The 26,743-nt window shown below is 64.0% G+C and carries 31 protein-coding genes; 14 read left to right on the top strand and 17 right to left on the bottom strand.

Annotated elements, in window-relative coordinates; all coding sequences use genetic code 11:
• Positions 1 to 120: 120 nt before the first annotated feature.
• On the top strand, positions 121 to 525 hold the full coding sequence (locus B1A87_RS06690; protein ID WP_078027809.1) for a VOC family protein: 405 nt from the start codon (positions 121 to 123) through the stop codon (positions 523 to 525).
• A 399-nt stretch (positions 526 to 924) separates the two neighbouring features.
• Here B1A87_RS06690 and B1A87_RS06685 read toward each other — a convergent pair whose 3' ends face one another.
• The 8 genes from B1A87_RS06685 to B1A87_RS06655 all read right to left on the bottom strand — a co-directional run bounded on the left by B1A87_RS06685 (position 925) and on the right by B1A87_RS06655 (position 6,809).
• Entirely contained in the window at positions 925 to 1,251 is a 327-nt protein-coding gene (locus B1A87_RS06685) for a hypothetical protein (protein WP_078027810.1), read from the bottom strand.
• A 272-nt stretch (positions 1,252 to 1,523) separates the two neighbouring features.
• Positions 1,524 to 2,078 carry a dihydrofolate reductase family protein gene (locus B1A87_RS06680; protein WP_078027811.1) on the bottom strand — a complete coding sequence of 185 codons (555 nt, stop codon included), beginning with the start codon at positions 2,076 to 2,078 and terminating at the stop codon, positions 1,524 to 1,526.
• Positions 2,079 to 2,395: 317 nt separating this feature from the next.
• Positions 2,396 to 2,635, bottom strand: a complete 240-nt coding sequence (locus tag B1A87_RS23675; protein ID WP_260680719.1) for a dihydrofolate reductase family protein — start codon at positions 2,633 to 2,635, stop codon at positions 2,396 to 2,398.
• Entirely contained in the window at positions 2,569 to 3,015 is a 447-nt protein-coding gene (locus B1A87_RS06675) for a dihydrofolate reductase family protein (RefSeq protein WP_260680718.1), read from the bottom strand. Before B1A87_RS06675 ends, B1A87_RS23675 begins: the two co-directional genes overlap by 67 nt.
• 130 nt (positions 3,016 to 3,145) lie before the next feature.
• Positions 3,146 to 3,781: a dihydrofolate reductase family protein gene (locus B1A87_RS06670; protein ID WP_078027812.1), complete on the bottom strand. Its 636-nt coding sequence runs from the start codon at positions 3,779 to 3,781 to the stop codon at positions 3,146 to 3,148.
• 108 nt (positions 3,782 to 3,889) lie between these two features.
• Positions 3,890 to 4,828, bottom strand: a complete 939-nt coding sequence (locus tag B1A87_RS06665) for an aminotransferase class V-fold PLP-dependent enzyme (protein WP_260680717.1) — start codon at positions 4,826 to 4,828, stop codon at positions 3,890 to 3,892.
• A gap of 36 nt (positions 4,829 to 4,864) precedes the next feature.
• On the bottom strand, positions 4,865 to 6,400 hold the full coding sequence (locus tag B1A87_RS06660; RefSeq protein WP_260680716.1) for an NCS1 family nucleobase:cation symporter-1: 1,536 nt from the start codon (positions 6,398 to 6,400) through the stop codon (positions 4,865 to 4,867).
• A 256-nt stretch (positions 6,401 to 6,656) separates the two neighbouring features.
• Entirely contained in the window at positions 6,657 to 6,809 is a 153-nt protein-coding gene (locus B1A87_RS06655; protein ID WP_139362761.1) for an LPXTG cell wall anchor domain-containing protein, read from the bottom strand.
• Between the two features lie 397 nt (positions 6,810 to 7,206).
• Here B1A87_RS06655 and B1A87_RS06650 point away from each other — a divergent pair, with 397 nt between their 5' ends.
• From B1A87_RS06650 to B1A87_RS06630, 5 genes are all read left to right on the top strand, one after another.
• A complete protein-coding gene (locus B1A87_RS06650; protein WP_144275739.1) occupies positions 7,207 to 8,868 on the top strand; it encodes an alkaline phosphatase D family protein in 1,662 nt (553 codons plus the stop codon).
• 72 nt (positions 8,869 to 8,940) lie between these two features.
• Positions 8,941 to 9,375, top strand: coding sequence for an SRPBCC family protein (locus tag B1A87_RS06645; RefSeq protein ID WP_078027813.1), 435 nt, complete (start codon positions 8,941 to 8,943; stop codon positions 9,373 to 9,375).
• A gap of 340 nt (positions 9,376 to 9,715) precedes the next feature.
• Entirely contained in the window at positions 9,716 to 10,105 is a 390-nt protein-coding gene (locus B1A87_RS06640) for a hypothetical protein (protein WP_144275738.1), read from the top strand.
• Complete coding sequence (locus tag B1A87_RS06635; protein WP_139362762.1) at positions 10,014 to 10,376, top strand: hypothetical protein; 363 nt, start codon at positions 10,014 to 10,016, stop codon at positions 10,374 to 10,376. Before B1A87_RS06640 ends, B1A87_RS06635 begins: the two co-directional genes overlap by 92 nt.
• 120 nt (positions 10,377 to 10,496) lie before the next feature.
• On the top strand, positions 10,497 to 11,132 hold the full coding sequence (locus B1A87_RS06630; protein WP_078027816.1) for a LysE family translocator: 636 nt from the start codon (positions 10,497 to 10,499) through the stop codon (positions 11,130 to 11,132).
• Between the two features lie 9 nt (positions 11,133 to 11,141).
• On the opposite strand, the gene B1A87_RS06625 is transcribed toward B1A87_RS06630, so the two are convergent.
• Positions 11,142 to 11,525: a VOC family protein gene (locus B1A87_RS06625; protein WP_078027817.1), complete on the bottom strand. Its 384-nt coding sequence runs from the start codon at positions 11,523 to 11,525 to the stop codon at positions 11,142 to 11,144.
• A 115-nt stretch (positions 11,526 to 11,640) separates the two neighbouring features.
• Here B1A87_RS06625 and B1A87_RS06620 point away from each other — a divergent pair, with 115 nt between their 5' ends.
• Positions 11,641 to 12,054, top strand: coding sequence for a DUF3054 domain-containing protein (locus tag B1A87_RS06620; protein ID WP_078027818.1), 414 nt, complete (start codon positions 11,641 to 11,643; stop codon positions 12,052 to 12,054).
• 72 nt (positions 12,055 to 12,126) lie between these two features.
• Positions 12,127 to 12,405 (top strand): Lrp/AsnC family transcriptional regulator, encoded by a 279-nt coding sequence (locus tag B1A87_RS06615; protein ID WP_078027819.1) that lies wholly within the window; start codon positions 12,127 to 12,129, stop codon positions 12,403 to 12,405.
• A gap of 65 nt (positions 12,406 to 12,470) precedes the next feature.
• Here the strand turns inward: B1A87_RS06615 and trpD are convergent, their stop codons facing one another.
• Positions 12,471 to 13,529, bottom strand: coding sequence for an anthranilate phosphoribosyltransferase (gene trpD / locus B1A87_RS06610; protein ID WP_078027820.1), 1,059 nt, complete (start codon positions 13,527 to 13,529; stop codon positions 12,471 to 12,473).
• Positions 13,530 to 13,737: 208 nt separating this feature from the next.
• On the opposite strand from trpD, the gene B1A87_RS06605 reads away from it, so the two are divergent.
• The 4 genes from B1A87_RS06605 (at position 13,738) to B1A87_RS06590 (ending at position 18,012) form a co-directional block, all read left to right on the top strand.
• On the top strand, positions 13,738 to 14,316 hold the full coding sequence (locus B1A87_RS06605; RefSeq protein ID WP_078027821.1) for a heme-copper oxidase subunit III: 579 nt from the start codon (positions 13,738 to 13,740) through the stop codon (positions 14,314 to 14,316).
• Positions 14,317 to 14,403: 87 nt separating this feature from the next.
• Positions 14,404 to 15,192: a c-type cytochrome gene (locus B1A87_RS06600; RefSeq protein ID WP_078027822.1), complete on the top strand. Its 789-nt coding sequence runs from the start codon at positions 14,404 to 14,406 to the stop codon at positions 15,190 to 15,192.
• A 101-nt stretch (positions 15,193 to 15,293) separates the two neighbouring features.
• On the top strand, positions 15,294 to 16,364 hold the full coding sequence (locus B1A87_RS06595; RefSeq protein WP_078027823.1) for a ubiquinol-cytochrome c reductase iron-sulfur subunit: 1,071 nt from the start codon (positions 15,294 to 15,296) through the stop codon (positions 16,362 to 16,364).
• The gene (locus tag B1A87_RS06590) at positions 16,342 to 18,012 is read left to right on the top strand and encodes a cytochrome bc complex cytochrome b subunit (protein ID WP_078027824.1); all 1,671 of its coding nucleotides are present in this window, start codon (positions 16,342 to 16,344) and stop codon (positions 18,010 to 18,012) included. Before B1A87_RS06595 ends, B1A87_RS06590 begins: the two co-directional genes overlap by 23 nt.
• A gap of 123 nt (positions 18,013 to 18,135) precedes the next feature.
• Here B1A87_RS06590 and B1A87_RS06585 read toward each other — a convergent pair whose 3' ends face one another.
• The gene (locus tag B1A87_RS06585) at positions 18,136 to 18,927 is read right to left on the bottom strand and encodes a GntR family transcriptional regulator (RefSeq protein ID WP_078027825.1); all 792 of its coding nucleotides are present in this window, start codon (positions 18,925 to 18,927) and stop codon (positions 18,136 to 18,138) included.
• 165 nt (positions 18,928 to 19,092) lie between these two features.
• On the opposite strand from B1A87_RS06585, the gene B1A87_RS06580 reads away from it, so the two are divergent.
• Positions 19,093 to 19,386, top strand: a complete 294-nt coding sequence (locus tag B1A87_RS06580) for an HPr family phosphocarrier protein (protein WP_078027826.1) — start codon at positions 19,093 to 19,095, stop codon at positions 19,384 to 19,386.
• Between the two features lie 105 nt (positions 19,387 to 19,491).
• Here the strand turns inward: B1A87_RS06580 and B1A87_RS06575 are convergent, their stop codons facing one another.
• From B1A87_RS06575 to B1A87_RS06555, 5 genes are all read right to left on the bottom strand, one after another.
• Positions 19,492 to 19,893, bottom strand: coding sequence for a cytochrome c oxidase subunit 4 (locus B1A87_RS06575; protein ID WP_078027827.1), 402 nt, complete (start codon positions 19,891 to 19,893; stop codon positions 19,492 to 19,494).
• Positions 19,890 to 21,617, bottom strand: a complete 1,728-nt coding sequence (ctaD, locus tag B1A87_RS06570) for a cytochrome c oxidase subunit I (RefSeq protein WP_144275737.1) — start codon at positions 21,615 to 21,617, stop codon at positions 19,890 to 19,892. The genes B1A87_RS06575 and ctaD overlap by 4 nt, the downstream gene beginning before the upstream one ends.
• Positions 21,618 to 21,627: 10 nt before the next feature.
• The gene (gene coxB, locus B1A87_RS06565) at positions 21,628 to 22,500 is read right to left on the bottom strand and encodes a cytochrome c oxidase subunit II (protein WP_078027828.1); all 873 of its coding nucleotides are present in this window, start codon (positions 22,498 to 22,500) and stop codon (positions 21,628 to 21,630) included.
• A gap of 186 nt (positions 22,501 to 22,686) precedes the next feature.
• A complete protein-coding gene (locus B1A87_RS06560; RefSeq protein WP_056623992.1) occupies positions 22,687 to 23,076 on the bottom strand; it encodes an iron-sulfur cluster assembly accessory protein in 390 nt (129 codons plus the stop codon).
• Positions 23,077 to 23,292: 216 nt separating this feature from the next.
• On the bottom strand, positions 23,293 to 24,723 hold the full coding sequence (locus B1A87_RS06555; RefSeq protein ID WP_078027829.1) for a dipeptidase: 1,431 nt from the start codon (positions 24,721 to 24,723) through the stop codon (positions 23,293 to 23,295).
• A gap of 130 nt (positions 24,724 to 24,853) precedes the next feature.
• Here B1A87_RS06555 and B1A87_RS06550 point away from each other — a divergent pair, with 130 nt between their 5' ends.
• Positions 24,854 to 25,441 carry a DUF3043 domain-containing protein gene (locus tag B1A87_RS06550; RefSeq protein ID WP_078027911.1) on the top strand — a complete coding sequence of 196 codons (588 nt, stop codon included), beginning with the start codon at positions 24,854 to 24,856 and terminating at the stop codon, positions 25,439 to 25,441.
• 137 nt (positions 25,442 to 25,578) lie between these two features.
• Here the strand turns inward: B1A87_RS06550 and B1A87_RS06545 are convergent, their stop codons facing one another.
• Positions 25,579 to 26,649 carry a quinone-dependent dihydroorotate dehydrogenase gene (locus tag B1A87_RS06545; protein ID WP_078027830.1) on the bottom strand — a complete coding sequence of 357 codons (1,071 nt, stop codon included), beginning with the start codon at positions 26,647 to 26,649 and terminating at the stop codon, positions 25,579 to 25,581.
• Between the last annotated feature and the right edge of the window lie 94 nt (positions 26,650 to 26,743).

Genomic DNA, 26,743 nt, shown 5'->3' with positions numbered 1-26,743 from the left:
GAACCTTCGGTCGACCACCTGACCGGAGCTTCGCCAATGGAGGGGACAGTGGGGGTTTCGTCAATTCCAGCAGTCGTGCCGAACGCAGCTGCGTCCCGGGCGGACGGTACTGTGAGACGCATGGAGATGCGCCTTGAAGTTGTTCAGGTACCGGTGGCCGATGTCGACGCGTCGAAATCGTTCTATACCGAGAAGCTGGGCTTTGTGCTCGATCACGACGTTGAGCACATCCCCGGAATGAGGGTGGTGCAGCTCACTCCGCCAGGTTCGGCTGCCTCCATCGTGATCGGCACGGGAATGACCAGCATGACGCCGGGCACCCTTGAGGGACTGCAGCTCGTCGTACCCGACCTGGGCGCTGTACGCGCCGAGCTCGTGAGGCGCGGTGCCGATATCAGCGAGATCCAGGACATGGGCGGAGTGCAGTTTGCCTACTTCGGTGATCCGGATGGCAACCGCTGGGTCCTCCAGGGCGCAACGCCGTCTGTAGTTAAGGACGCATACCTGGGTGGATCCGGGTCGTAGCCGGAATGCTCGCACGCCCTTATTAACCCGACAGTGGGCGGCAGGCTAAACGGCAGAGGACGTGTTGATGTGGGACGCAGCAATTGCGCTTACACATAGGCATGTATCCGGGGGCCATCAGAAGCTGCAAGGCAAGAGCCTGCTTAGTCTGTACGGCACTTCGTCGGACGGCCGGTAATGCGCTGGATCAGGGAAAATCTTTCCGAAAATCTGATCACGAACGATTTGCACTCGGCCCTTTTAACCACGATGGCGGCGGTGGCGCGCAGGACGGTGAGCTCGTCGTACTTAACTGTCATGCGCAGGAATTCATCGGACGGTGTTAGTCGAAGCGTTTCGGCAAGATGGCGTTCTCGTGGCCACTGTGACTCTCGTACTTTAACTGGCGTGCGCAGGCATTCATTGGCCAGGAGTTGTCCATTCGCACCCTTCCCCTTGAAGGTAGGCACGCATTACGAAGCAGAGCCTTCGAAACTCGGCTTCTTTCTCCGCCTCCACGTCGTCTTCGTCGAAAAGGATGGTCTGGACGTTCAGCTCAGGGACATGGGCGTCCATCCACCCGCAGCTGGCTCGGATAATTGCTGTGCGGTCCTTGTCGGAGCAGTTGCTCACATGGACGCCATGGAGCCAGGAATCATCGCTTGAGCTGACGTTCGCCAGGGCGAAGTTCTCGTCGAACACCTCAGCTACGACCCGATGGAGCATGGCTTTGATGTCGATGGTCATGATGAAAGTCTCTCAGGTGCTTCAAGCCCTTGGCATGCTGGCTTAGCGGCCCCGGCAGACCTCGCTGACAGCAGCTACGTAGCCGGCATAGGCCGCGGCAGAGTCGAGTGTCGTTCGATGAATTCCTCAGTGGACGGGAGTTCTTGCAGCTACTTCTACTCCCGTGCCTCAAACGCCGATAATCTACATTATGTCAAGTTGAATAGCGACGATTGCATCTGATGAAGTATCACCGCCTCCGCCAATACTCCGGGTCACCAGTAGGAATCACTCTATGTGCGAGGTCGTGCCATCCGCTTGATCCGGAGGGATGCGCTGACGCGGGGCACTCGACGATCCGGGAAGAATCGAGAGTGTGGAATTCCCGGTGACGCCGGGCAGACCAGCATCCGGACTTCGTCGACGACGCCGGCGTCCATGAGGAAATACATGAGCCTCAGGCTCCCCCACAGCCAGATGTCCTTGCCGCCCTGCTCCTTAAGCTCCCGAATGGTGGCGACCGGGTCGCGCGTCACGGTCGCGGCGGGAAAGTCACCCCAAGGCGCGTCATCCAGCTTCGACGAGGCGACGAACTTGGTGAGGTTGTTGAGCTTCTCGCCGTACTCGCCCTGCTCATCGGCGTACGGCCAGTAGTCCTTGTTCTGATTGTAGGTATTCGCGCCCAGAATCATCGTGTCGACGGAGTCGATGAACCCCATCACGTTCGCCTTGAACGCACTGGTGTCCGTTTCGGACAAGGGCTCCCCCGACACGAAGCTGAGGCCGCCGTCTTCCTCGGCGGCTATGTTGTTGACGGTAACCCACTGCTGGACTATGAGTTTTCGCATGGCGCCACTTAGCCCATGGGCACGCGGTCAGCGACGCCTGTCTCAGTAGCGCTGGTCCGGGCCGGCGCGGTGTTCGTCACCGGCAAGAATCCTCAGTCCCCAAGGGCGAGGCATTCTGTCCAGGGCGAACGGGTGACCCCGCTCGCCGGGCTGGACGGGTGAAGGTGCTCGGCGATTCCTGCCCGAGCAGCCGCGCCCGCTCCCCCACCTAGCGGTCAGCTTCTTGCTTCTGTCTGCGCGCGGCCAATCACGAGTAGTACCCATCCTCGAACCGTTCGGTCGTAGGCATCGGCTTCGGCATCGGTCGCGCAGCTAGGTCATGCGTTCGGGTCAGCCGAGGACGTTGCGTACTCCGGGCGCCCAAGAGGCCGATAAGCCTGGATGGTGATGCCCCGCGCAGTGGTCCGCGAGTTGACCAGATCGAGCGCGACGTCCGGACCCGTTTCGGGGAACAGCCGCCTGCCCTGGCCGACGACGACGGGATAGGTGATCAGGTCGAGCTGGTCGACCAGGTCGTTGGCAAGCAGCCACCGGACGAGGGCACCGCTGCCGGGCACCAGCAGTTCGCCGTCCTGCTGCGCCTTCGGTCACGGACGGCAGCGGCGACGTCGCCGGTCAGCACACTCGTGCCCGCCCACTGCGGGTCGGTGAGGCTGGTCGATGCCACGTACTTGGGCCGGCTGTTCAGTGCTGCGGCGATCGGGCTCGTGCTCGGATCGATCATCGCTCCCCAGTAGCCGGCGAAGATCTCGTACGTCCGCCTGCCGAAGAGGAACGCGGCCGCACCGCCGTAGACCTGGTTGAGATAGTCCCCGGTTTCACTATCGAGAAGGGGTATGGCCCATCCGCCGCGCTCGAAACCGCCGCTGCGATCTTCGTCAGATCCGCCCAACCCTTGCATCACGCCGTCCACCGAGACGTTAGTCGTCGTCGTCAACCTCATGTCGTGGTGACACCCCTTCTGGATCTGCGCTACGGGTATAAACAAGCACACGCGCAGTTGTTGGTCAACCGGTTAGCGTCGCGTCACGTGTACGTGGGGTGCGAGGGATTCCGCACGGATGGACTCAGGTAGGACCGCTGCCCGGCGGGCCGCTGAGCACGGTGGGGACGTACTCGAGCAGCTGGAGCCGGCCGTCGAAGGTCCTGCTGTCCACCATGTCGAGCGAGACGTCCGGATAGCCGTCATAGATCCGCTCCCGCCCGGTGCGGCCGGTGATCACCGGGAAGACGACCAGCCGGAACCTGTCCACGAGGCCGGCGGTCAGCAGCGACCGGCAGAGGCTGAGGCTGCCGAGGGTGCTCAAGGGTCCCGTCCGGGTCCGTTTCAATTCCGTCACGGCTTCGACCGCGTCCCCGGTGACCAACTCCGAGTTCGGCCAAGTCAGAGGCGCCTGCAGCGTGGAGGAGAAGACGACCTTGGGCACGGCGGCAAGGCCGGTCAGACTAGCCCCCTCATTCTCGGAGAATCCCGAGCCGCCGGACGCTGCATCCTCTGACATGCTGGACATCACCCGATACGTGTTCGCCCCGAGAAGGAAGGTGTAGCCCTTCTCCCCCTCCTGCTCGAGCCACCCCAGGTATTCCGGCCCCTCCAGGCCCCACCAGCCGGGCCATCCCTCGGCCGAGGCGTACCCGTCCAGGGAGATGATCAGGCCGACCATCAGCTCCGCTGATGCCGCCTCTGCAGATGTCTCCACCATCGCCGTCTCCTCGATCTGATCGACGTCGCCCCCCGCAAGTCCCTGACCGGCACCACGTGTACAGGTGGGCCACCGAGGCCCGTGCCGGCAATGCTATCCCTGGAGCGATCAGACGCTCAAGGGCACGGGAACGGAAGATGGCCGCATAGCTGTAAGTGGGGCCAACTCGGGTCGACAGGCAATGGCGCTCCCACCACGAGTGGATCTACGCCGACACCCGTGGTCATGCCGGTTTACGGTCAATTCACGGGTGTCCGATGAGCTCGGCGACGCGATCGATTTCTTCATCCAGGTTGTAGAAATGTACTGCCAGCCGTATTCTGCCGGCGCGGACCGAGACCACCACGTTTGCCTGGCGGAGCCGCGCCAGGACCGCATCGGCGTCTGACCCGGACGGAGACGGTGGTGCCATGGCGGGAAACCACGCCATCGACATGTCGAGAGGAAATCGACGCCGTCGCGCACAACGTCTAGCGGCACGGCCCCGGCCGCCTGGCAAGCGTCGACGAAGAACCATGCTCCAGACCCGGCAGCAACCCGGCCAATGGCCGCCAGGTCAGCTCGATAGCCGTTGGCCGAATGAACGGCACTTACCGCGATCGGGCGGGTCCCGCCGTCGACCGCCTGACGAACCTCCTGCACCGACACGCCATCTCCGCCGGGCGCCACCGTGCGCACTTCGTAACCGCGTTCTCGAGGCAGGAGCCAGGGAAAGCAGTTCGAGGCGAACTCATTCTCTGCGACGACGATGTTCTCACCGAACTTCGCTGACGGCAGGTTAGCGGCAATAATTCCCGCAGCAGTACTCACGGCAGGAACGATGGCAATCTCGCCGGCCCTGGCGCCAACAATCTCGGCAAAAATGGCCCGGGAGTCCTCCCCCGCCTGTTCCGCCTCTGTCCAGTCAAACCGGCCAGCAGACCAGCGTTCGACCGCCAACTCATAGGCTGCTCGGGCCGGGGCGCGGCCAACATTGATGCTGGCCGTATTGAGATAAATGATGTCGTGGAGTCCGGGGAATAGCCGACGGATATCAACGGCATGCACTGCTGCGCCACCCCCTGTCATCGCAACAGCCGAAGCCTATTTCTTTCGCGCGGTGCCGCCGTGGATGGCGGTCCGCCCGGTCGACGCTTTCGCACTAAAGGGAATCTGTGTCCAAGCAGCTTCCGGCTCCGTTTCTTCAGCGGCCGCGGCGGCGATCGATTCGGCCAGGCTCGTGTCATGGCGCGAAATGAAGTAATGCACTGCGGCCGCCGCGATGGCTCCGATGAACCAGGAGAAGGCCGACAGTGCACCGAATACGGGAACGAGAGCGACAACCACTGCCGGGACCGCCGAGACAAGGAAGGAGATGACCGCTTTCCGGTTCCAGCCACCCGTATACGTGTAGTACCCCTCTTCCCTGAACAGGTCCCGAACCAGCACGTGCTGCTGGCGGAGCACGTAATAGTCGACCATGATGATCCCGAAAAGCGGCCCGAGCAACGCGCCGAGCCCGCCGAGGAAAAGGCTGATCACGACCGGGCTGTTGAACAGATTCCAGGGCGTAATGACCAGCGCGATCATTGCCGCTATCAGGCCGCCGCGCTTGAAATCAATTCTCGAGGGCCAGGCGTTCGCGAGGTCATAGGCCGGCGAGACGAAGTTTGCCACGACATTGATTCCCAGCGTTGCGACAGCGAAGGTGACGGCCCCGAGCAGCAGAGCCCAGATGCTGTCGATCCGCCCGACGATCTCAACCGGGTCGTAGATGTGTTCCCCGTAGACCTTGAACGTTCCGGCGGTGACGACGACTGAGACCACGGAGAAGGCGATGAAGTTCACCGGCAGCCCCCACAGGTTCGCGGTGCGGACTGCCTTGCGGGACGGCGCGAACCGGGAGAAATCGCAGAAGTTCAGCATCAGTGTGGAGAAGTAGGTCACCGTCAGCGCGACGGCGGCAAGGAAGGCATGTGCTGCCCCCCACTGAGCGTTTCCCCCGGGCAGATCGAGGGAAATATTCCAGCCCGCGTTGATCAGGATATAGACGACCAACAGGCCCATCACCACCCAGACGGCAGGACCGGCCCAGTCCTGGAACCTCCGGATGGTCTCCATGCCGTTTCGCAGCAAAAGAAGCTGGAGCGACCACATCAACACAAACGCCAGCCAGCCCAGCGTGGACTCACCAAGGAAGTTGTTCTCCGTCAGACCCTGCAGTCCGGGCCAGATCTTCAACGGGATGATGATGACGGCGCGAGAGGCCAGCCACGTCTGGATGCCATACCAGGCGATCGCCACGAGCGCACGAATCAGGGCCGGCAGGTTCGCGCCGAATGTTCCAAACGAAACCCGGGCGAGCACCGGGTAGGGAACGCCGGTCTTCTGGCCGGCGTATCCGGAGAAGTTCATCAGGAAGAAGACGATGACAATTCCCGCCACCAAAGCAAGGAACACCTGCCATGCACCCAGGCCCAACGCGAAGAGGCCAGCGGCAAAGGTATAACCACCGAGCGAATGAATGTCCGACATCCACATCGCAAACAGCGAGTAGAAGCCCCACGTGCGATGCTCGGCAGGTGCCAGGTCTTCGTTGTACAGACGCCTGCTGGCCCCGGGCGGAATGGCGTGAGACATCTGGCCCTCGCTTCCCAAACATTCACAGGTACTGAGAGTTACTTCTTAGAGGCCGCCCGCTTTGGGGCTGCCGTAGCGCTGCCACTAATGCCAATATACCCAGCTTGGCAACGGCGCGCAGACCCAACCTGCCTGGGCTGCGCTGTCGGGCGAACAAGAAAGTCCGGCCCTGGTCGCCGTCGTTGGCCACACAAAACGAAAGCGGCGGCCGGCACCAATTCGGTGCAGCCGCCGCCAAGTCAGGCCAAGTCGCGGATCAAACGTTAGCCTTCCGCTTCACCCAGCCCCACACGCCCGTGGCGACAAACAAGATGAGGCCGATGATGGCCAGCCAAATCAGGCCCTTCACGGCAAAGCCAACGATCGAAAGAACAAGCCAGATGACCAGAAGCGCAATTATTAGTCCCATACAGGCATCCTATGCCTGCGGCTTGTTCCGGCTGCCGCGCAAAGCGGCTTCGTCGTGCGCGCGACTAGCAACGGGTGCTGATCGTCGAACGCACAGCGCACGATGTGGCTGCCCGAACGGATGCAGTCTTTGAGCTACCGGGCAAGGGCCACCACGAGGATCCAGACGGCGAAAGCGGCGAGAAGGATGATGGACCCGTACTTGAGATAAGGCAACCAGGTGGGAGACTGAGCCGAATCTTCGCTGTCTTTGTACTCCCGCATCATCCAGTCATACCGCGGGTTCCTGAACGTTCCCTTGGATCTGGTTACGAGGCCGCCCAGAGCCCTATGTGCCCGCCATGACAAACTCCCGCCGAGCCATGGCCGCACCCGGCCCCAGCAGGTACAACTGAGTCATGACGACCTCGCTCCTGGTGCTCGGCCCGATGATGCGATACGTGGATGAAACCTCGGCGAGTATCTGGGTGGAGACCCTGGAAGCTGCCCGGGTCGCGGTGCGTGCCGGGGGCAGGGAATGGGAGGCCCGCACCTTCGCAGTGCACGGCCACCACTACGCGCTGGTGCCGCTGGACGGACTCGCGGCAGGAACTGTCACGCCCTACACCCTTGAAATCGACGGAACGCAGGTCTGGCCGGAACCTGCGTCCGGGTTCCCGCCGCCGGTGATCCCGACACTGAAACCCGGCAAGCCGCTCCGGATGGCCTACGGCTCGTGCCGCACCAGTGTCCCGCACGATGCGTCCGGCAACCGGACCCACGGCGTTGACGCACTCCGCGCATTCGCGCTCGGGATGGCCTCGGGCAGTGCCCAGGCGTGGCCGGATCTGCTGGCGTTCCTCGGGGATCAGGTGTACGCGGACCTGACCAGCGAGCAGATGCAGGAATTCATCAGCGCACGCCGGGACATCGACGCGCCGCCGGGCAAGGAGCTCAAGGACTACGAGGAGTACGCCCACCTCTACAATCTGGCCTGGTCGGACCCGGCAAACAGGTGGCTGCTGTCCACCCTTCCCAGCGCCATGATCTTTGACGACCACGACATCCGCGACGATTGGAACGCCTCACGCAGCTGGAGGAAGAAAATGGAAGCCACGTCGTGGTGGCGTGAGCGGATTGTTTCGGGGCTGGCCTCATACTGGGTCTACCAGCATCTCGGGAACCTGTCGCCGCTGGAGCGTTCGGAGGATGCTCTATGGCAGCAGATCGCCGGGCACACGGGCGAAACCGAGCTTGACCTGAGCGAAGCGCTGGACAGCTTCGCCGAACGGGCCAACCGGGATCCGACGTCCTACCGGTGGAGCTACTGCCGTGACTTCGGGGACACGCGACTGATAGTGGTGGACTCCCGCGCCGCCCGGAACCTTGCCCCTGAAGACCGCGCGCTGATTGACGAGGCGGAAATGACCTGGCTCGATAGCCGGGTGCGAGGCGGTTTCCGCCACTTGCTGGTTGCGACGTCCCTGCCGTTCCTGCTGCCGATGGGCCTGCACTATGTGGAGTCCTGGAACGAGGCCGTTTCTGAAGGCGCCTGGGGAAAACTGTCTGCCCGTGCCGGCGAAAGGCTGCGGCAGGCGCTGGACCTTGAACACTGGGGTGCCTTCCAAAAGAGCTTCCGGAGGGTAGCGGACATGGTGGCCGAGGTCGCCGACGGCAAACGCGGCCCAGCACCAGAAGTCGTCGCCTTCCTCTCCGGTGACGTCCACTACTCCTTCGTCTCGGAGGTGGAGCGTGCCGCGGGCAGCCGGATAGTGCAGGCAGTCTGCTCCCCCATCCGCAACCCGCTGCCACGGATCATGAGGTCCTTCGCTGCCATCATGTCCTATGGCCTGGCCGCGCCGATCGGTTCCTTGGCCGCGCATTCGGCGCGTGTCCCGGACCCGCCTTTCCGCTGGTCCGGACTCAAGGGCCCGTGGTTTTACAACAACCTTGCCTGCCTCGAGGTGGCGCCGGAGGGCCTGAAGCTCTGGTGGCAGACCGGCGTGGTGGACGACGGCGACCACCTGCACCCCCGGCTGGAAAGCGTCGCCACGCTGACGCTGGCTCCGAGGAGCACCTAGCCTGAACGTAGGCTGTAGCCACATGGTCCGGACGAAGTCCGAGAATCGAAGTGCCCGGCCGAGAGGAACAACATGGCACACGCCGAGAACGACATCACCATCAGCCGACCCGCCGGGGAGGTCTACGCCTTCCTCGCGGACGGGCTCAACAACCCGAAGTGGCGGCCGGGCGTCCAAAAAATTGCCCTCAAGAGCGGCGCCGCCGGCGAACCCGGAGCCGTATACAGCCAAACGCTGACCGGTCCCAAAGGGCGGCCCTTGCAGGGAGACTACGAAATTACCGACGCCGAGCCGGGCCGCCTCCTGTGCTTCCAGGTGGTGGCCGGACCCGCCCGCCCCGCGGGCCGCTATCAGCTAGCGGAACATGAGGGAAGCACCACGGTCCGTTTCAGCCTAGACCTCAAACTTCCGCTGATGATGAGGGTCCTGGACTCCCTCGTCACCAAAACCATGGAATCCGAAGTCGCCCAGCTCGCGAACCTCAAGGGAATCATCGAAGCAATCTAGGGATGGCCCGGCGGGCCCCGGGGAGCACAATGGTCACATCCCTAGCCCGGTGGTGATCGCAAATGGCCCCCGCAATAGTGATCGGGTGCACCGTCTTGCTGTTGCTCGGCCTCTTTACGGTGATCCGGTGGGGAGGCCATCGCCTTGCGTACCCCGCATCTGCCAACGCCGAGCCCGCCGCTGCTCCTTCTCCCCCGTTTGACTCTGCAGCTCCCCCGCCGGGCGCAGCCGGCGGAGCCGGCGGAGCGAGGGTTGACCCATCAGACGCCAAAATCGCTGCGCTCCGGAACTATCTCTGGTGGGCCAATGTGGCCACGTTCGCGGCGCTGGCCTCCGCATTTTGGCCGTGTGGCCCGGCGGCCGGCTGATCATGCGGGTCCTTGCGTTCACCTCGCCGGACTCCGCCCAGGGCAGGCTGACGGAGGCACAGGCCAACGTCGGCTTCCCAACCCTTGAGGGGTCTCTGGTCTTGTTTGTCGTCGCCGGACTGCCCGCCGGATACCTCGTCGCGATCCTGTTCGTTGTCCTGCACCGCTGGCTTCCGGCCGGCCGGCTGGCAGGACCCCTGTTTGGGATCCTCGTTCTCATTTGGCTGGGCGCCCTGCTCGATCCCCTGCGCGCAGACAACATCGACTTCAATGGGACCCGGTTGGCTCGCAGTCGCCCTGTTCGCGGGCCTCTCGATCCTGCACTGCGCCATAGCCGCGGCCGCGGCTGGCTGGTGGAGTGAATGGCTGCCCCTGTGGTCCGACAGGACAGCCAAATACTACGTTCCGCTGCTTCTGGGATTCGTGCTCTTCCCGCCCGCGGCCGTCGCCGTGGGGTTGGGCGCACTGGCGCTGCTCACCTGGATGACGATCTTTCCTGCCGGCTCGTTGGGAGGGCGCGGGAGGACGCAGGTACCCGCGTGGGTGGGAGCAGGCATCCTCGTCGCCGTTTCGGCAGCAGCACTTCCCGTTTTCCTCACCGCGGTGATTTCAATCGGGACCCGGACAACGTAATCACCGGCACCGACGGGACGATCTGCTGCGGCTTGAGCGTATTCCCCTACCCGCGCGCAGAGACAACGGCGGGCGGGGTCACTTTTGCGCGCTTCCCGGGTGGTCCGTTTAGCATCGATTATGGCGATTTCCGAAGCACTCCTTCAGTTCGCGCTCGTCGCGGCCCTCCTGACCGTCATTCCGGGGATGGACACGGTGCTGGTTCTGCGCACGGCGATCAGCCGGGGCCACGGATCGGCGTTTGCCACCGCGGCAGGCATCTGCACCGGCACGGTGTTCTGGGGCATAGCCGCAGCGCTCGGTGCGTCGGCGCTGCTGGCTGCCTCCGAAGCGGCTTTCACGGTGCTGAAAGTGGCCGGCGCCTGCTACATGGCATGGCTGGCCATCAATATGATCGTGCGCAGCTTCCGCCGGGGCGCAGCCGTTGACACCGCAATCGCGGCCGGGCAAGGCAGTGCGCGCGCGGCGTGGTTGTCGGGCATCACCACCAGCTTGCTGAATCCCAAGGTGGGCGTCTTTTACATGGCGATGATCCCGCAGTTCCTGCCGCCGGGCGCGTCCCCGCTCCTGATGGGCGTCCTGCTGCCGCTGGTTCACAACGTCGAAGGAATGGCCTGGTTCGCGCTGATCATTCTGGCAACCCATCATGCGCGGCGCTGGCTCCAGTCGGACACGGTGTCCAAGGCAACAGACCGGATCGCCGGCGTCGTCCTCCTGGCCTTTGCCGCAAAGATCGCCACCAGCAAAGCCGCCTGAGCAGTCCAGCTAGGCCGCGGACCCGCCGCCCGGCAGCTGGCTCACCAGTCCCACCGTGTTTCCTTCGCTGTCCCTGATGAAACCCATCCATTCGTCGGTTCCCGCGGGGCCGAGCTTTGAGTCCTCGTGACGGAAAATCACCTCGGGTGGGGCCACCACCTCGACCCCGCCAGCCTCCAGTTCAGGCATCAGCCGCCTGACGTCCGGGACGGCCAGGTAGATCAGCGACGGCGGGGCTCCCCTCTCGAGCAGGAGGCGAACGCCGTCGAGGTCGAAGAACAGCAGTCCCGGCGGGTCAAACACGGCCTGCGGCCGGGTCCCCAGCAGGGCCGAATAGAACTCCGCCGCCCGGTCGAGGTTCTCGGCGTGCTGTGCGATCTGTACGAGTCTCACTGGTCCTCCTTCGCTGGACGGTGCATGGACCGGTCGAGTCATCGTCGGCGATTTTGCCGTTCGGGGCAACACCTGCCGCGGAACAGCCGGCCCCGGACCCGATAGGCTCGGGAGCATGCGTTCCACAGAAAAACCCGTGATCCAGCGGTCCACTCCCCGAATCATTGCAGCAGCGGCGGCCGCGGACACCGTGCTCATCCTGACGTTCGCAGCCATAGGCCGGGACGCCCATTCACGGGGGGAATCCGTGGCGGGAATCCTGCTCACCGCCTGGCCGTTCCTGGCCGGTGCAGCGGCCGCCTGGCTCCTGCTGCGCGTGTGGCGCCGGCCATTGGCGGTGTGGCCGGCCGGCGTTGCGGTATGGCTTGGCGCCGTGGGCATCGGAATGGTCATCCGCGCCCTTACGGGGCAGGCAGTCGTGCTGGCGTTCATCATTGTGGCGCTCCTGAGCCTCGCCGTTTTCCTGCTCGGCTACCGCCTTCTGGCCGCCGGCCTGCTCCGGCTGCGGCGATCCCGGCGGCGAGGCTGATGTACTAGGCTGGCACCACCAGCGCACACGAGCCGGGCACCGTCACGGCACAACTGATCCGAAGGGTTCACAGTGATCACCGCATTCGTCCTGATCAAGACCGACGCCTCGCGAATCCCGGAGACAGCCGAGGAGATCTCCGCCATCCAGGGCATCAGCGAGGTCTACTCTGTCACCGGAGAATGGGACCTGATCGCCGTGGCCCGCGTGGCACACCATGAAGACCTTGCAGACGTGATCGCCGACAAACTGTCCAAGGTGCCCGCCGTGGTGCACACCACCACGCACATAGCCTTCCGCGCGTATTCGCAGCATGACCTCGACGCCGCCTTTGCGCTGGGGTTCGAGTAGCCGGCACTGAAATTGAAAAGGGGATGGCCCGGCACCGTAGTGCCGGGCCATCCCCTTTTGCAGTCCTACGCCTGGGTCAGGCTGACCCATTTGTCGAGGACTGCAGCGGCGGCGCCGGAGTCAACCGACTCGGCGGCCCGTCCGAGCGCCAGGCGCATGCGCTCAGTCAGGGGCCCGGCGGCGTCAAGATCGTAGGCCACGAGCCCCGCGGCCGCGTTCAGCAGAACAGCGTCGCGGACCGGACCGGACACGCCGGCCAGGACGTCACGGACGACGGCGGCATTGGCTTTGGCGTCACCGCCGCGGAGCTCTTCCACAGTTGCGGGACGGATTCCAAGGTCCTGCGGCGAAAACTGCTGTTCAGTCACTTCGCCGTTGCGGATCTCCCACACCGTCGACGGGCCGGTGGTGGTTAGTTCATCCAGTCCGTCGCTGCCGCGAAATACCAGGCCGCGGCTTCCCCGCCTGGCCAGGACGCCGGCCACGAGGGGCGCCATGCGCGCGTTGGCGACACCGACGGCAGAGGCCTGGACCCCGGCCGGATTGGTGAGCGGCCCCAGGAAGTTGAAGGCCGTTGGTATGGCGAGCTCCCGGCGGGGCACCGCGGTGTGGCGGAACGACGGATGGAACACCTGGGCAAAGCAGAACGTAATGCCCGCCTCTTCCGCGTTGCGGGCAACGTCCGGGATGGAAAGGTCCAGCCGCACGCCGAGGGCCTCGAGAACATCAGCGGAGCCTGACGACGACGACGCGGCGCGGTTTCCGTGCTTGACCACCCGGGCGCCGGCTCCGGCGCAGACAAGCGCCGCCATGGTGGAGATGTTGACGGTGTTGAGCTGGTCCCCGCCGGTGCCCACGATGTCGAGCTTCTCGCCTGCAATATCAATGGGCTTCGCGTGGGCAACCATGGCGTCGACGAGGCCGGCGAGCTCCTCCACGGTCTCGCCCTTGGCGCGCAGCGCAACAAGGAAGCCGGCGATCTGGGCGGGCGTCGCCTCCCCGGACATGATGGTGTCCATGGCCCATGCCGTGTTGTCCGCAGTCAGGTCTTTACCGTCCATCAGTGCGGAGATGAGCCGCGGCCAGGTGTTGCCTGCCGCCAGTGCCGATGCCTGAGAAGTCACCTCCTGATGCTATCGAGGTGCGCCTTCAGAAAACCAATGTGAACGGTGCCGGGAACTTTTCAGCGCGATTTCGCGTCTTTGTAGAAAAAGTCTCCGCAAAAGGCGGTTTGCGTTGGGCAGGACGGAGTTTTACAGACATAATGTCTATGTGACATCTGCGACCCATGCCCCCAGTACCCCGGCGCACCCCACGCTGAACCGCCCTAATATGGTTTCTGTTGGAACCGTAGTCTGGCTGTCCAGCGAGTTGATGTTCTTCGCCGGCCTCTTCGCCATGTACTTCACACTCCGGTCTACGTCCGGACAGATGTGGGCGGAAGAGACAGCAAAGCTCAACTTCCCCTTTGCGCTCGTCAATACGATCGTCCTCGTGGCCAGTTCATTCACTTGCCAGATGGGCGTTTTCGCCGCCGAAAGGCTCCAGCCGCGCCGCAGCGGAGGTCCGCTGCAGTTCACCCGCTGGGGCATGAACGAGTGGTTCACCCTGACGTTCCTCATGGGCGCGTTCTTCGTTGCCGGCCAGTCCACGGAATACGCCATGCTGGTTTCCGAGCACGTGACGCTGTCCACGAACGCTTACGGCTCCGCCTTCTACATGACCACGGGCTTCCACGGCCTGCACGTCATCGGCGGCCTGATCGCCTTCCTCCTCATCATGGGCCGCTCCTTCGCTGCGAAGAAGTTCGGCCACTTCGAGGCAACGTCGGCGATTGTCACCTCGTACTACTGGCACTTCGTGGACGTCGTCTGGATTGGCCTCTTCCTGGTCATCTATGTCCTCCAGTAGCCAAAACTTGACTCTTCTTTGCCAAGAGACTGAATTTCAAGAAGCGGCTCGCGGAGCCGACGCACGATCGAATAAAGGAACCACCACGTGAAGGCACTCTCGCAGAAGCGACGTCACCCACTGGCAGCCATTGCGCTGCTGTTGATGGGTCTCCTCCTCACTGGTGGGCTGTACGCCGTTGCCACCACCGTCAACCAGGCGAAAGCCAGCACTGCCGACTTCAGCGCCAGCGACACCGAGGAGGGCGGCAAGCTTTTCGCAGCTAACTGCGCCACCTGCCACGGCATGGGTGCCAGCGGAACGCAGGACGGCCCGTCCCTGGTTGGCGTCGGCGCCGCTGCCGTTGACTTCCAGGTTGGCACCGGCCGCATGCCCATGCAGATGAACGGACCCCAGGCTTACAAGAAGCCTGCCCAGTTCAATGACCAGCAGACCCACCAGCTGGCCGCCTATGTCGCCTCCCTCGGCCCCGGCCCGTCCATTCCCGAAGCAGGACTCCTTGACGAAAAGGGCGATTCTGCCAAGGGCGGGGAACTGTTCCGCACCAACTGCGCCATGTGCCACAACGCGGCAGCAGCCGGTGGAGCACTTACCCGCGGCAAATTTGCACCGGCACTCGCTGACGTAACCGGTAAGCACATCTACGAGGCCATGGCCACCGGCCCGCAGAACATGCCGGTCTTCAGCGATTCCAACATCACCCCCGAAGGCAAGCGCGACATCATCACCTTCCTGAAGCAGATTGAAGCCAACGGATCTCCCGGCGGCGCCGACCTCGGAGCCCTCGGCCCCGTATCTGAGGGTCTGTTCGTCTGGATCGCCGGCCTCGGCGTGATCATCGCCTTCACCATCTGGCTGACGTCCCGCACGTCCTAGCGCGCAGGTCACAACAAAGAAACGTCCTGCTGACCGCTCAGCAGGTTTGAAATTGAACATTAACTCGGCAACGCCGAGACGAGAGAAGGATGAGGCGAATCATGGGCAACCATAGTGACGGCAGTCCGAACCACTCGGGCACCGTAGCTACGGCTGGTCAGAATGAGGTGGAGAAGTTCCAGGATCCTGGAATTCCCCCGCACCGTTTGCGCCTGGCTGACACGGACCCGAAGGCCGCAAAGCGAGCAGAACGGCAGGTAGCCATTCTGTTCGGCACGTCGGTCGTTGGCACCGTGATCTTCCTGGTGGCGTACTTCGCTATTGACCTGGGCAGTGACTCAACGATCGCTACGATCCGGCTGCAGAACGCGCTCCTCGGCGTGGGCACGGCCTTCGCGATGCTTGGCATCGGTACGGGCATTGTGCACTGGGCCAAGGCCCTGATGCCGGACCACGAAGTATCCGAGGAACGTCACGCAATCCGCGAGGAAGACGACCGCCAGGCAGCGGTGCGCATCGTTGACGACATCGTCGAGGAAACGGGCATCAAGCGCCGTCCCCTCATCCGGAACACCCTGCTCGGTGCCGTGGCTCTGGCACCGCTCCCGGCCCTGGCAGTCTTCGGCGACCTTGGTCCCCGGCCTGACGACAAGCTGGCGCACACCATGTGGGCCCCGCAGGAGGGCAAGCTCAAGCGCCTGACCCGCGACCCCGACGGAACGCCCATCAAGGCCTCGGATGTCACCATCGGTTCGGCCTTCCACGTCATCCCGGAAGGGCTGAACGAACTCCACGAAGGCAAGCTGAACGAGAAGGCCAAGGCCGTCGTTCTGCTCATGCGCCTCGATCCGGCTTCGCTCAACCCGTCTCCCGGCCGGGAGAACTGGGGCTACAACGGCATCGTCGCGTACTCCAAGATCTGCACCCACGTCGGATGCCCTGTTGCACTGTATGAGCAGCAGACGCACCACCTGCTGTGCCCGTGCCACCAGTCGACCTTCGACCTCACCAAGGAATGCAAGGTTATCTTTGGCCCGGCCAGCCGTCCCCTCCCCCAGCTGCCCATCGCAGTTGACGATGAGGGCTACCTAGTCGCTACGAGCGACTTCAAAGAACCTGTAGGACCAAGTTACTGGGAGCGTGATGAGCATGAGCGCAGCGTCAACGGCTGAAGCCCCCGCCTACGTAGCCAAGACCAAAGTCGGCCGAATTACAGATTTCGTCGACGAACGCGTCGGCGGCTCGGGAATTCTTCGTGAGTTTGGCCGGAAGGTCTTCCCTGACCACTGGTCCTTCATGTTCGGTGAAGTGGCGTTGTATTCGTTCGTCATCCTGCTGATGACGGGAACGTTCCTGACGTTCTTCTTCGACCCGTCCATGGCCGAGACGCACTACACCGGCTCGTACACGCCGCTGAAGAACGTCGAAATGTCAGTCGCGTACAGCTCCTCGCTGAACATCTCCTTTGATGTCCGCGGCGGCCTGTTCATGCGCCAGGTCCACCACTGGGCGGCGCTGCTGTTCGTTGCCTCCGTCTCCGTGCACATGCTGCGCGTGTTCTTCACCGGCGCGTTCCGCAAGCCGCGCGAGCTCAACTGGGTGGTGGGCGGCGTCCTGCTCATCCTCTCCATGGCCGCCGGCTTCACCGGTTACTCCCTCCCCGATGACCTGCTGTCCGGTAACGGCCTGCGCATCATCGACGGCGTCATCAAGTCCATTCCGGTCATCGGCACGTACATCTCGTTCTTCCTCTTTGGTGGCGAGTTCCCCGGCACGATGATCATCGGCCGCCTGTACATGCTGCACATCCTGCTGGTGCCGGCCCTGATCCTGCTGATGATCGTGCTGCACCTCTTCATGGTGGTTGTGCACAAGCACACCCAGTACCCCGGCCCGGGCCGGAACGACGGCAACGTCGTCGGTTACCCGCTCGGCCCGGTTTACGCAGCCAAGGCCGGTGGTTTCTTCTTCATCGTGTTTGGTGTGGTCGCACTGATGGCCGCGTTCTTCACGATCAACCCCATCTGGAACTACGGTCCTTACGATCCCTCCCCCGTGTCCGCAGGCACGCAGCCTGACTGGTACATCGGCTGGGTTGATGGTGCACTGCGCCTCATGCCCGGTGTGATCGGCGACTTCCACTTTGAATACGTCATCTTCGGCCACGTCCTGACGCTGAACGTACTGCTTCCGGCGCTCGTTCCGGCCGGGCTCGTGTTCACGGTGCTCTTCACCTACCCGTGGATCGAACGCTGGATCACCAAGGACAACCGCGAGCACCATGTCCTGGACCGTCCCCGCAACGCACCGACCCGTACCGCCATCGGCATGGCCGGGTTCACGTTCTACTGCGTCATGTGGGCGGCCGCCAGCTCGGACCTCATCGCAACGCATTTCCACGTGGCACTGAACGACGTCACGTACTGGCTGCGCGCACTGTTCTTCATCGGCCCGATCATCGCCTTCGTCGTCACGAAGCGCGTTGCCCTGGCCCTGCAGCGCAAGGACCGCGAAATTGCCCTCCACGGCCGGGAGACCGGACGCATAGTGCGCCTGCCGCACGGGGAGTTCATCGAAGTCCACGCCCCCCTCGACGAGTACAAGCGCTACAAGCTCGTCGGCTTCGAGTCCCCACTTCCCCTTCCTGCGGAGCCGAACGAAAACGGCGTCGTCACCCGCAAGGAAAACCGGCGGGCGAAGCTGTCGCAGTGGTTCTTCGAGGACAGGGTTGCTCCGGCATCGCCCGCTGAACTCGAGGCCGGCCACGGCCACCACGAGGCAGTGGAAGCCGGCGAGGCGCACAAGACGCTCAGCCACTAGCCCTGCCGCTAGTCACGGTCAGCACACAGAAAAGGTCCGGTCCGCTTTGGACCGGGCCTTTTCTGTGTCGCGTTCATTGCTCGCCCGGTGCGCCGCCAGGCGAGTCCTCCCGGGCGGAACCGGCTATTGGTGGCGGTACCCCGAGGCGTAGTTTCGCGCGGGCCGGATGCCGGGCCGCTGCAGCGGCACCCAGAGCTTATAGCGGTCGGCACGGTAGTAGGAGACGGAATAGTCCACCATGGCTCGCGCAACGAACGCGTGCCTTTGGATCTTCAGCAGCGGGGAGCCTATTTCAACGTTCAACAGCCGCGCAGTGGAGGGCGAGGCGGCCGTAGCTTCGATCATGTCCTCGCCCCATTCCATGACCAGGCCGAACTGTTCGCTGAGGACGTTATACAGCGAGGTGGGCGGCTCCCCGTCCAGCAGGCCCGGCACCCGGTGCGCGGGGATGAAATTCTCATCCACGCTCATTGGCTCGTTATCGGCCAGCAGGAGGCGCCGGAACCGCACCAGGGGCGTTCCCTCCTCCACCTGCAACTCGCGCGCGAGGAAGGCACTGGCGGCGATCTGCTCAAAACTCAGCACTTTGGCGGCCGGCACCATTCCGCGGCGCTGCATTTCCTCGCTGTAGGACGTGAGCTTGACCTGGAGATCAAGTTTGGGCTTGCGGACAAACGTACCGAGCCCCACCACCCGTTCAATGACCTCCTCCCCCACGAGCGCATCAATGGCTTGCCGGACGGTCATCCGAGCCAGCCCGAAGCGCTCCGCCAGGTCGCGCTCCGACGGCAGGCCGGAGCCGGGCGGGCACGAGGTGGCGATATACGTCCTGAGGATCTCGCGAAGCTGGACGTAGATGGGGGTTCCGCTTTTCCTGTCGATTTCGCCGGCAATGCCGGCAGCATTAGCGGCCACAGTCGTTGCTCCTGGAATGCATGTTCACATTTCAAGGTTAGGCCATTCGCCTGTCAGGTCTAGACCACGCACCGGGGGCGGCCGCGGAGGCGCTGCCGGGCGGATATTCTTAACGTCAGACATGAAAAGACGACGGCGTCGTTCCGTCCAGGAAGAGGAGTCCACTTGCCAGTTCGTAAGGCAACCGTCACTGCCGCCATTGGCCTGCACGCCCGCCCGGCAGCGGTCTTTGTGCGTGCCGTGACTGAGACCGGGCTGCCGGTGACCATCCGTAAGGCCGGCATTGACGCCGTCGACGCCCGCTCCCTGCTCGAGGTCATGACCGCCGACTTCAACTGCGGCTGCGAGGTGGAACTCCGCGTCACCGAAGCGGCCCTCCCGGCCGGCCGCAGCGTTGTGGAGGCGGAATCCGCGCTATCGGGCCTCGCCGAACTCCTGGAGTCCCAAAAGGCGGGCTGACACCAACGGCATGCGGCCATGGCCACGGCCAACAACACCAACAACAACGACAGCGGGCCCCACCAAATGGTGGGGCCCGCCGTCGTTCAGGGTGTGTCCTGAGGGTTAGTGTGCGTGGTCTCCGCGGCTGTACTCGTAGACCCAGCCGACGAGGGCCACAATAGCCATGCCCGCTGCGATGAAGACGATCCAGAAGCCAATCGCGAGGCCCAGGAAGCCCGTGGCGCAGGACAGGCCTAGCACCAGCGGCCACCAGCTCCACGGGCTGAAGTGCCCCTGCTCGCCGGCGCCCTCGTGGATCTCGGCGTCGTTGCGGTCCTCGGGACGCATGCCGACGCGCTTGCCGGTGAATCCGAGGTAGGCGCCGATCATGCCGGCCAGGCCGCCCACGAGGAGGATGCCCAGGATGCCGACCCACTCAGACCAGTTGGTCAGGAAACCGTAAATCATTGAGACAGGGACGAAGAAGAAGACTCCTGCTCCAAAAATCCAAGATTCGATCTTCACTGCGCGGTGTCCTTCTGATCGGCGTTGCCGAGCACAGCTGCTGCCGGTGCCGGTGACTCAATGGTGTGTGGCTGTGAGAGCTCGGGGTGGTGCAGGTCCAGGGCCGGACGCTCCGAGCGGATGCGGGGCAGGGACGTGAAGTTGTGGCGTGGCGGCGGGCAGGACGTTGCCCATTCCAGCGAGGCACCGAAGCCCCAGGGATCATCCACCTGAACCTTTTCCGTACTCCGCGCGGTGATGTACACGTTCCAGAAGAACGGGATCAGTGAGGCGCCGAGGACGAACGAGGAGATGGTGGAGAACTGGTTCATCCACGTGAAGTTGTCCTGCGGCATGTAGTCCGCGTAGCGGCGCGGCATGCCTTCAACGCCGAGCCAGTGCTGGATCAGGAACGTGCCGTGGAAGCCGAGGAACAGGAGCCAGAAGTGGATCTTGCCGAGGCGCTCGTTGAGCATCTTGCCCGTCCACTTCGGCCACCAGAAGTAGAAGCCGGCGAACATCGCGAACACCACGGTGCCGAACACCACGTAGTGGAAGTGCGCCACCACGAAGTAGGAGTCGGAGACGTGGAAGTCCAGCGGCGGGGAGGCCAGGATGATGCCCGTCAGGCCGCCGAAGAGGAACGTGATGAGGAAGCCGATGCTCCACAGCATGGGGGTCTCGAACGTGATGGAACCGCGCCACATGGTGCCGATCCAGTTGAAGAACTTCACGCCCGTGGGCACCGCGATGAGCATGGTCATGAACGAGAAGAACGGCAGCAGCACCGAGCCGGTGACGTACATGTGGTGCGCCCACACCGTCACGGACAGCGCGGCGATGGCGATCGTGGCGTAGACCAGGCCCTTGTACCCGAAGATCGGCTTGCGGCTGAAGACCGGGAAGATTTCCGAGACGATGCCGAAGAACGGCAGCGCGATGATGTAGACCTCGGGGTGGCCGAAGAACCAGAACAGGTGCTGCCAGAGCACGGCCCCGCCGTTTTCCGGATCGAAGATATGGGCGCCGAAGCGGCGGTCTGCTCCGAGGGCGAACAGGGCGGCGGCCAGCGGCGGGAAGGCCATCAGCACGAGGATGGCCGTGACCAGCGTGTTCCAGGTGAATATGGGCATGCGCCACATGGTCATGCCCGGGGCGCGCATGCAGATGATGGTGGTGATGAAGTTGACCGCGCCCAGGATGGTGCCGAAGCCGGAGAGCGCCAGGCCGAAGACCCACAGGTCACCGCCGATGCCCGGGCTGAACGTCGTGTTGGACAGCGGAGCGTACGCGAACCAGCCGAACGATGCCGCGCCCTGCGGGGTGATGAAGCCGGACACCGCGATGGTCGACCCGAAGAGGAAGAACCAGAAGGCCAGTGCATTCAGCCGCGGGAAGGCGACGTCGGGGGCGCCGATCTGCAGCGGCATGATGACGTTGGCGAACCCGGCGAACAGCGGGGTGGCGAACATGAGCAGCATGACCGTGCCGTGCATGGTGAACAGCTGGTTGTACTGTTCCTTGGTCTGCAGGATCTGCATGCCGGGTTCGAACAGTTCGGCGCGGATGAGCAGGGCCATCACGCCGCCGAAGCAGAAGAAGATAAACGAGGCGATCAGGTACATGTACCCGATGGTCTTGTGGTCAGTGGAGGTGATCCAGTTGACGACGATGCGTCCCTTGGACTTAGGAACTACGGGAGCGCCAAGGGTCCCGACAGGTGCGGATTGTGTGTAAGTAGCCACGTCGCTCCCCTTACTTTGTTTCGTTCAGGTTCGGGTTGCGGTCGTACTCTTCGCCGAGCAGGCCCGTGTTGCCGTCCTGGCGCAGCTGGGTCAGGTGAGCCTGGAATTCGGACTCGGACACGACCTTCACGCGGAACAGCATTTCGGAGTGGTACTCACCGCAGAGTTCGGCACACTTGCCGTCGTAGGTTCCCTCTTTGGTGGGCGTGAACCGGATGTAGTTGGTCTTGCCCGGGATCATGTCCCGCTTCTGCAGGAAGGCCGGAACCCAGAAGGAGTGGATGACGTCGCGGGAGTTCAGTTCAAGATCAACCGACTTGTTGACGGGCAGGTACAGCGTGGGCAGCTTTTCCTTGTCCACTTCCTTGCCGGTCAGGTGCGCCTGGACACCGGCTTCGTGGACGTCCCCGGTGACGACGTCGCCCTGCTTGTAGTTAAAGTCCCAGGCCCACTGCTTGCCGCGGACGTCAACAACGACGTCGGCGGGCTTGGAGCGGTCATCGATGGCCTGCTGGTCACGGTCGGTGAAGTAGAAGAACACCAGCACCATGAAGAGCGGGATGGTCAGGTAGAAGACCTCAAGGGGAAGGTTGAAGCTGGTCTGCCGGGGGAAGCCCACGGTACCCTTGCGGCGCCGGTAGGCGACGATGCACCAGACAATGAGTCCCCAGGTGATGATGCCCACCACGAGGGCGGCAATCCATGAGTTGACCCAGAGGTCCATGATGCGGTCAGTGTGATTGGTGGTGCCACGCTCTGTAGGCAGCCACCCCTTCGTTACCTCTGGCGAACATCCAGTCAAAACCAACGCGCCGGCAATTGCCAAGCCAGAGATCGAGGTGATCGTTTTGCGTCGGCTGCCGGTTCGGTTCTGCGAACTCACAGACGGCCCTTCCTACTTGTTGCTGTTGCCAAGGAGGCGCGAAGCTTCCCGGGCACACTAAAAGTTTTACTACTCGGTGTAGAGCTTACCGTCCCCCGCGGGATTTCGCCCACATGTCTGACCAGTGTGGCGGCGCCGGTTGTCACCGACGCCGCCACAACGGTCTAGCAAGGGCAAAAGTGCCCGTTAGTGGAAAGAATCACCGCAGGCGCACGAGCCGCCGGCATTGGGATTGTCGATGGTGAAGCCCTGCTTGGAGATGGTGTCTTCAAAGTCGATGCTGGCGCCGCTGAGGTAGGGCACGCTCATCTTGTCGACGACGACCTCGACACCGTCATAGTCGCGCACAGCGTCTCCATCAAGGAGTCGCTCGTCGAAGTAGAGCTGGTAAATCAGGCCGGAGCAGCCGCCCGGCTGCACGGCAACGCGGAGGCGCAAGTCCGTGCGGCCTTCCTGCTCAAGGAGGCTGCGGACTTTGCCTGCTGCCACGTCGGTCAGCTGAACCTCGTGGCTCGCCAGTTCGTCACTGGCCGTACCGGTGGGTTCGGTGCTGTTTTCATTGGTCGTAGTGCTCATTGGCCTACCTTCTAACGACGGTCCTGGCGGCCCGCTTGCACGGTGCCTGCCCCTACGGAAACGGTATGGGCTATAGCTACATGCTACGTCGATCACGCCTGTAGCTCTAACTACAGACGTAACCGACGCCTCACCGGACTTGTTCCCGGGACGGTCACGACGGCCGCCCCGGGGAGTGCCGCTGCCCCAGGCTTTCTCCGCCAGGAGCCCGGAACGTCAGCGCATATCCTCGACGTTGAGGCGCGCCAGCAGGAGCGCCTCGGCAAGGACCGCGTTCCGGAAGTCCTCAAGGTGCAGGGATTCGTTGGCGGAGTGCGCCCGTGAATCCGGGTCCTCAACGCCCGTCACGAGGATCTGGACAGCCGGGTACAGGTCGGTCAGGTCGGAAATGAACGGGATGGAACCGCCGATGCCCATTTCCACGGCCGGCACTCCCCAGGCTTCCCCGAGCGCCCAGAGCGCGAATCCCGCGGCGGCGGAGCTGGTATCGGTTTGGAAGGCGTTGCCGCTCTCCCCCGGGGTGAAGACCACTTTCGCCCCGAACGGCGCGTTGAGCTCGACGTGCCTGCGGACGGCCTCCATTGCCTCGGACGGGTCCTGGCCGGGGGCCAGGCGCAGGCTGAACTTGGCACGGGCCCTCGGGAGCAGCGTGTTGGAGGCGACATCTACGGCAGGCGCATCGAATCCGATGATGGACAGCGCCGGCTTGGTCCACAGGCGGGAGGCAATGGTTCCGCTCCCGGCCAGCTGCACGCCGTCGAGCACTGAGGCATCGGCGCGGTACTCCGCTTCGGTGAGATCGACGGCGACGTCGTCCCGGCTGACCAGGCCTGCCACGGCCACATTGCCCTCGGCGTCGTGCAGGGTGGCGATCAGCCGGGACAGCAGTGTGGGCGCGTCCAGCACGGGTCCGCCGAACATTCCCGAGTGCACGGCGTGGTCCAGGACCTGGACCTCGACGGTTCCGTCGATCAGCCCGCGGAGGCTGGTGGTGAGCGCCGGAACGCCCACCTTCCAGTTGCTGGAATCGGCCACCACAATGACGTCTGCACGGAGCAGCTCGCGGTGGGTTTCCAGGAATGTCCGGAAGGTCGGCGAGCCGGCCTCTTCCTCCCCCTCGAAGAACAGGGTGACGCCCAGCCCGAATTCGTCGCCGAGCACCTGCGTCACTGCCCCGTAGGCCGCGATGTGGGCCATGATCCCGGCTTTGTCGTCCGCGGCGCCGCGGCCGTACAACCGGCTTTCACGTTCGACGGCGGTAAAGGGCTCGGAATCCCACAGCGCCGGATCCCCCGGCGGCTGGACATCATGGTGTGCGTACAGCAGGATGGTCGGCTTGCCTTCCGCCGCTTCCCGACGCGCCACGACGGCCGGCCCCCCGGGGGTGCCGTCTTCCTTGTCGCACCGAAGGATACGGACGTCGGCTATGCCCGCGCCCCGGACGAGGTCGGCGACAGCTTCAGCGCTGCGGTCCAGTGGCGCGGGATCGAAACTCGGCCACGCTATGCCCGGAATGCTGACCAGGTCCTTCAGCTGGGCCACCGTCGAATCGAAGGATGCATTAATGGCGCTCCGCAGGGCGGCGGTGTCGACGCCGGCCACAGAATCACCGATCTCTTGCGGGGTTGCCGCTGGTGATGAAGTCATGGCCCAAACACTACCTGTGTCACACACCACAACAAACAGCGGCAACCGGCCGCCCGGAGCGGTCCGGAGCGCGTGCCGCCTGCCCGCCGGTGTGACGGGCGGCCGCCTCCTTGCAAGGTATTCTGTTGTGGTGTTCGGACGTAAAAAGGAAGCGCCAGCGGCGCAGGACGTAGTAGACCAGCAAACGGCCCAGAGTGAGGCTTTGGGCAAGGGCGCACCCACGCCCAAGCGCAAGGCCCAGGAGGCCGCCCGCAAGCGCCCCCTGGTGCCCGAGGACCGCAAGGCCTCCAAGGCGGCAGAGCGTGCCGCCGTCGCGGATCAGCGGCTCAAGATGCGCCAGGCCATGGATACGGGCGACGAGAAGTTCCTGCCGATCCGTGACAAGGGACCCCAGAAGCGCTTTGCCCGCGACTACGTCGATGCCCGCTTCAGCCTGGGCGAGTACCTCATGTTCGGCGCCCTGGTGTTCGTGATCATCTCGCTGGTGGTCCCGTCCACGAGCGAGCAGATGATCTACGTCCTGGGCGGGTTCTGGGTTATGTTCCTGGCCGTCTTCGTGGACGTGTTCATCCTCTCCCGCAGGCTCCGCAAGCGGCTCGCTGAAAAGTTCGGCGAGGTGGAGCGCGGCACGGTCTGGTACGGCTCGATGCGCTCCCTGCAGTTCCGGAAGCTCCGCCTTCCCAAGCCCCAGGTCCAGCGCGGACAGTACCCGTCCTGACCCTTTTTCTTCAGGCCGCCCCCTTCTAAGGGCCGGTCCCGGACCCTCCAGATTGCAGCAGCCCCCGGCGGTACTACCGCCGGGGGCTGCTGCGTTCAGGCCCGCCGCAAGTTCAGGGCTGCCGCTTCAGGACGGGACTAGCCGCGGCGGCTCCTGGCCAGCTGCCGGTTGATGCGGGCCGCCCAGAACGGACCCTCGTAGAGGAAAGCGGTGTAGCCCTGAACCAGGGTGGCGCCGGCGTCCAGCCTGTCCTGGACGTCCTCGAAAGTCTCCACGCCGCCCACGGAGATCAGGGTGAGCCTGCCCGCGGTGGCCGCCTTCAGCCGGCGCAGCACCTCCAGGGAGCGGTCCTTCAACGGAGCGCCGCTCAGGCCGCCGGCGCCGCAGGCCTCGACCTTTTCCGCGGAGGACGAGAGCCCGGCGCGTCCAATGGTCGTATTGGTGGCGATGATGCCGTCCAGGCCCAGGTCCAGCGCGAGGCGCGCAACGTCGTCGATGTCTTCATCGCTCAGGTCCGGTGCGATCTTCACCAGCAGCGGAACGTGGCGGCCAGCCGACTTGTCGGCCTCCTCCCCCACGGCCTTCAGCAGCGGCCTCAGCGTTTCCACGTTCTGCAGGAGCCGGAGACCCGGCGTGTTCGGGGAACTGACGTTCACCACGAGGTAGTCTGCCGCCGGCGCCAGACTGCGGGCGCTGATGAGGTAGTCCTCCGCAGCGTCCTCAAGCTCCACAACCTTGCTCTTGCCGATGTTCACGCCGATCACGGGGCGGATCTTGGGGTGCTGGCGCTGCAGGGCCGCGCGGGCGGACTTGAGCCGCGGCGCGACGGCCGCGGCGCCGTCGTTGTTGAATCCCATCCGGTTGATGACTGCGCGGTCCTCGATCAGCCTGAACAGCCGGGGCTTCTCGTTTCCCGGCTGGGCACGGCCGGTGATGGTGCCTACCTCGACGTGGCCGAATCCGAGTTCGGTCAGCGCCTCGATGCCGTGGCCCTCTTTGTCAAAGCCGGCCGCGAGTCCGAACGGCGACGGGAACGTCATGCCGAGGGCGTTCGTCTGCAGCGACGATGGCGGGGCGGTGAACCGTTCCAGCACGCGGCCGGCGCCTATGGTGTGTGCCAGCCGGATGCCCTTGAACCCGATTTTGTGGGCGCGTTCCGCGTCCATCCATGAAAAGGCCAGCCTGAAGAATGTGGGATATACGCGCATGCCTCTAGTTTTCCGTCTCCGGCGGTGCAGACCAAACCCGGACCGACACACGCGCCCGGCTTCACGCCTCCGCGGCGTCCGCTGCCGTGCGTGA

Origin of the sequence: Arthrobacter sp. KBS0703 (assembly GCF_002008315.2) — a bacterium.
Taxonomy (GTDB): Bacteria; Actinomycetota; Actinomycetes; order Actinomycetales; family Micrococcaceae; genus Arthrobacter.
The sequence above is the reverse complement of the archived record's forward strand: the minus strand, read 5'-3'. Positions and strand labels throughout refer to the sequence as shown.

What these genes read in the sequence shown, in the direction of transcription:
- B1A87_RS06690 (WP_078027809.1), top strand. Translation starts at nt 121, where the DNA reads ATGGAGATGCGCCTTGAAGTTGTTCAGGTACCGGTGGCCGATGTCGAC.
- B1A87_RS06685 (WP_078027810.1), bottom strand. Translation starts at nt 1,251, where the DNA reads ATGACCATCGACATCAAAGCCATGCTCCATCGGGTCGTAGCTGAGGTG.
- B1A87_RS06680 (WP_078027811.1), bottom strand. Translation starts at nt 2,078, where the DNA reads ATGCGAAAACTCATAGTCCAGCAGTGGGTTACCGTCAACAACATAGCC.
- B1A87_RS06670 (WP_078027812.1), bottom strand. Translation starts at nt 3,781, where the DNA reads ATGGTGGAGACATCTGCAGAGGCGGCATCAGCGGAGCTGATGGTCGGC.
- B1A87_RS06660 (WP_260680716.1), bottom strand. Translation starts at nt 6,400, where the DNA reads ATGTCTCACGCCATTCCGCCCGGGGCCAGCAGGCGTCTGTACAACGAA.
- B1A87_RS06655 (WP_139362761.1), bottom strand. Translation starts at nt 6,809, where the DNA reads ATGGGACTAATAATTGCGCTTCTGGTCATCTGGCTTGTTCTTTCGATC.
- B1A87_RS06650 (WP_144275739.1), top strand. Translation starts at nt 7,207, where the DNA reads ATGACGACCTCGCTCCTGGTGCTCGGCCCGATGATGCGATACGTGGAT.
- B1A87_RS06645 (WP_078027813.1), top strand. Translation starts at nt 8,941, where the DNA reads ATGGCACACGCCGAGAACGACATCACCATCAGCCGACCCGCCGGGGAG.
- B1A87_RS06635 (WP_139362762.1), top strand. Translation starts at nt 10,014, where the DNA reads ATGGGACCCGGTTGGCTCGCAGTCGCCCTGTTCGCGGGCCTCTCGATC.
- B1A87_RS06630 (WP_078027816.1), top strand. Translation starts at nt 10,497, where the DNA reads ATGGCGATTTCCGAAGCACTCCTTCAGTTCGCGCTCGTCGCGGCCCTC.
- B1A87_RS06620 (WP_078027818.1), top strand. Translation starts at nt 11,641, where the DNA reads ATGCGTTCCACAGAAAAACCCGTGATCCAGCGGTCCACTCCCCGAATC.
- B1A87_RS06605 (WP_078027821.1), top strand. Translation starts at nt 13,738, where the DNA reads ATGGTTTCTGTTGGAACCGTAGTCTGGCTGTCCAGCGAGTTGATGTTC.
- B1A87_RS06595 (WP_078027823.1), top strand. Translation starts at nt 15,294, where the DNA reads ATGGGCAACCATAGTGACGGCAGTCCGAACCACTCGGGCACCGTAGCT.
- B1A87_RS06590 (WP_078027824.1), top strand. Translation starts at nt 16,342, where the DNA reads ATGAGCGCAGCGTCAACGGCTGAAGCCCCCGCCTACGTAGCCAAGACC.
- B1A87_RS06560 (WP_056623992.1), bottom strand. Translation starts at nt 23,076, where the DNA reads ATGAGCACTACGACCAATGAAAACAGCACCGAACCCACCGGTACGGCC.
- B1A87_RS06555 (WP_078027829.1), bottom strand. Translation starts at nt 24,723, where the DNA reads ATGACTTCATCACCAGCGGCAACCCCGCAAGAGATCGGTGATTCTGTG.
- B1A87_RS06545 (WP_078027830.1), bottom strand. Translation starts at nt 26,649, where the DNA reads ATGCGCGTATATCCCACATTCTTCAGGCTGGCCTTTTCATGGATGGAC.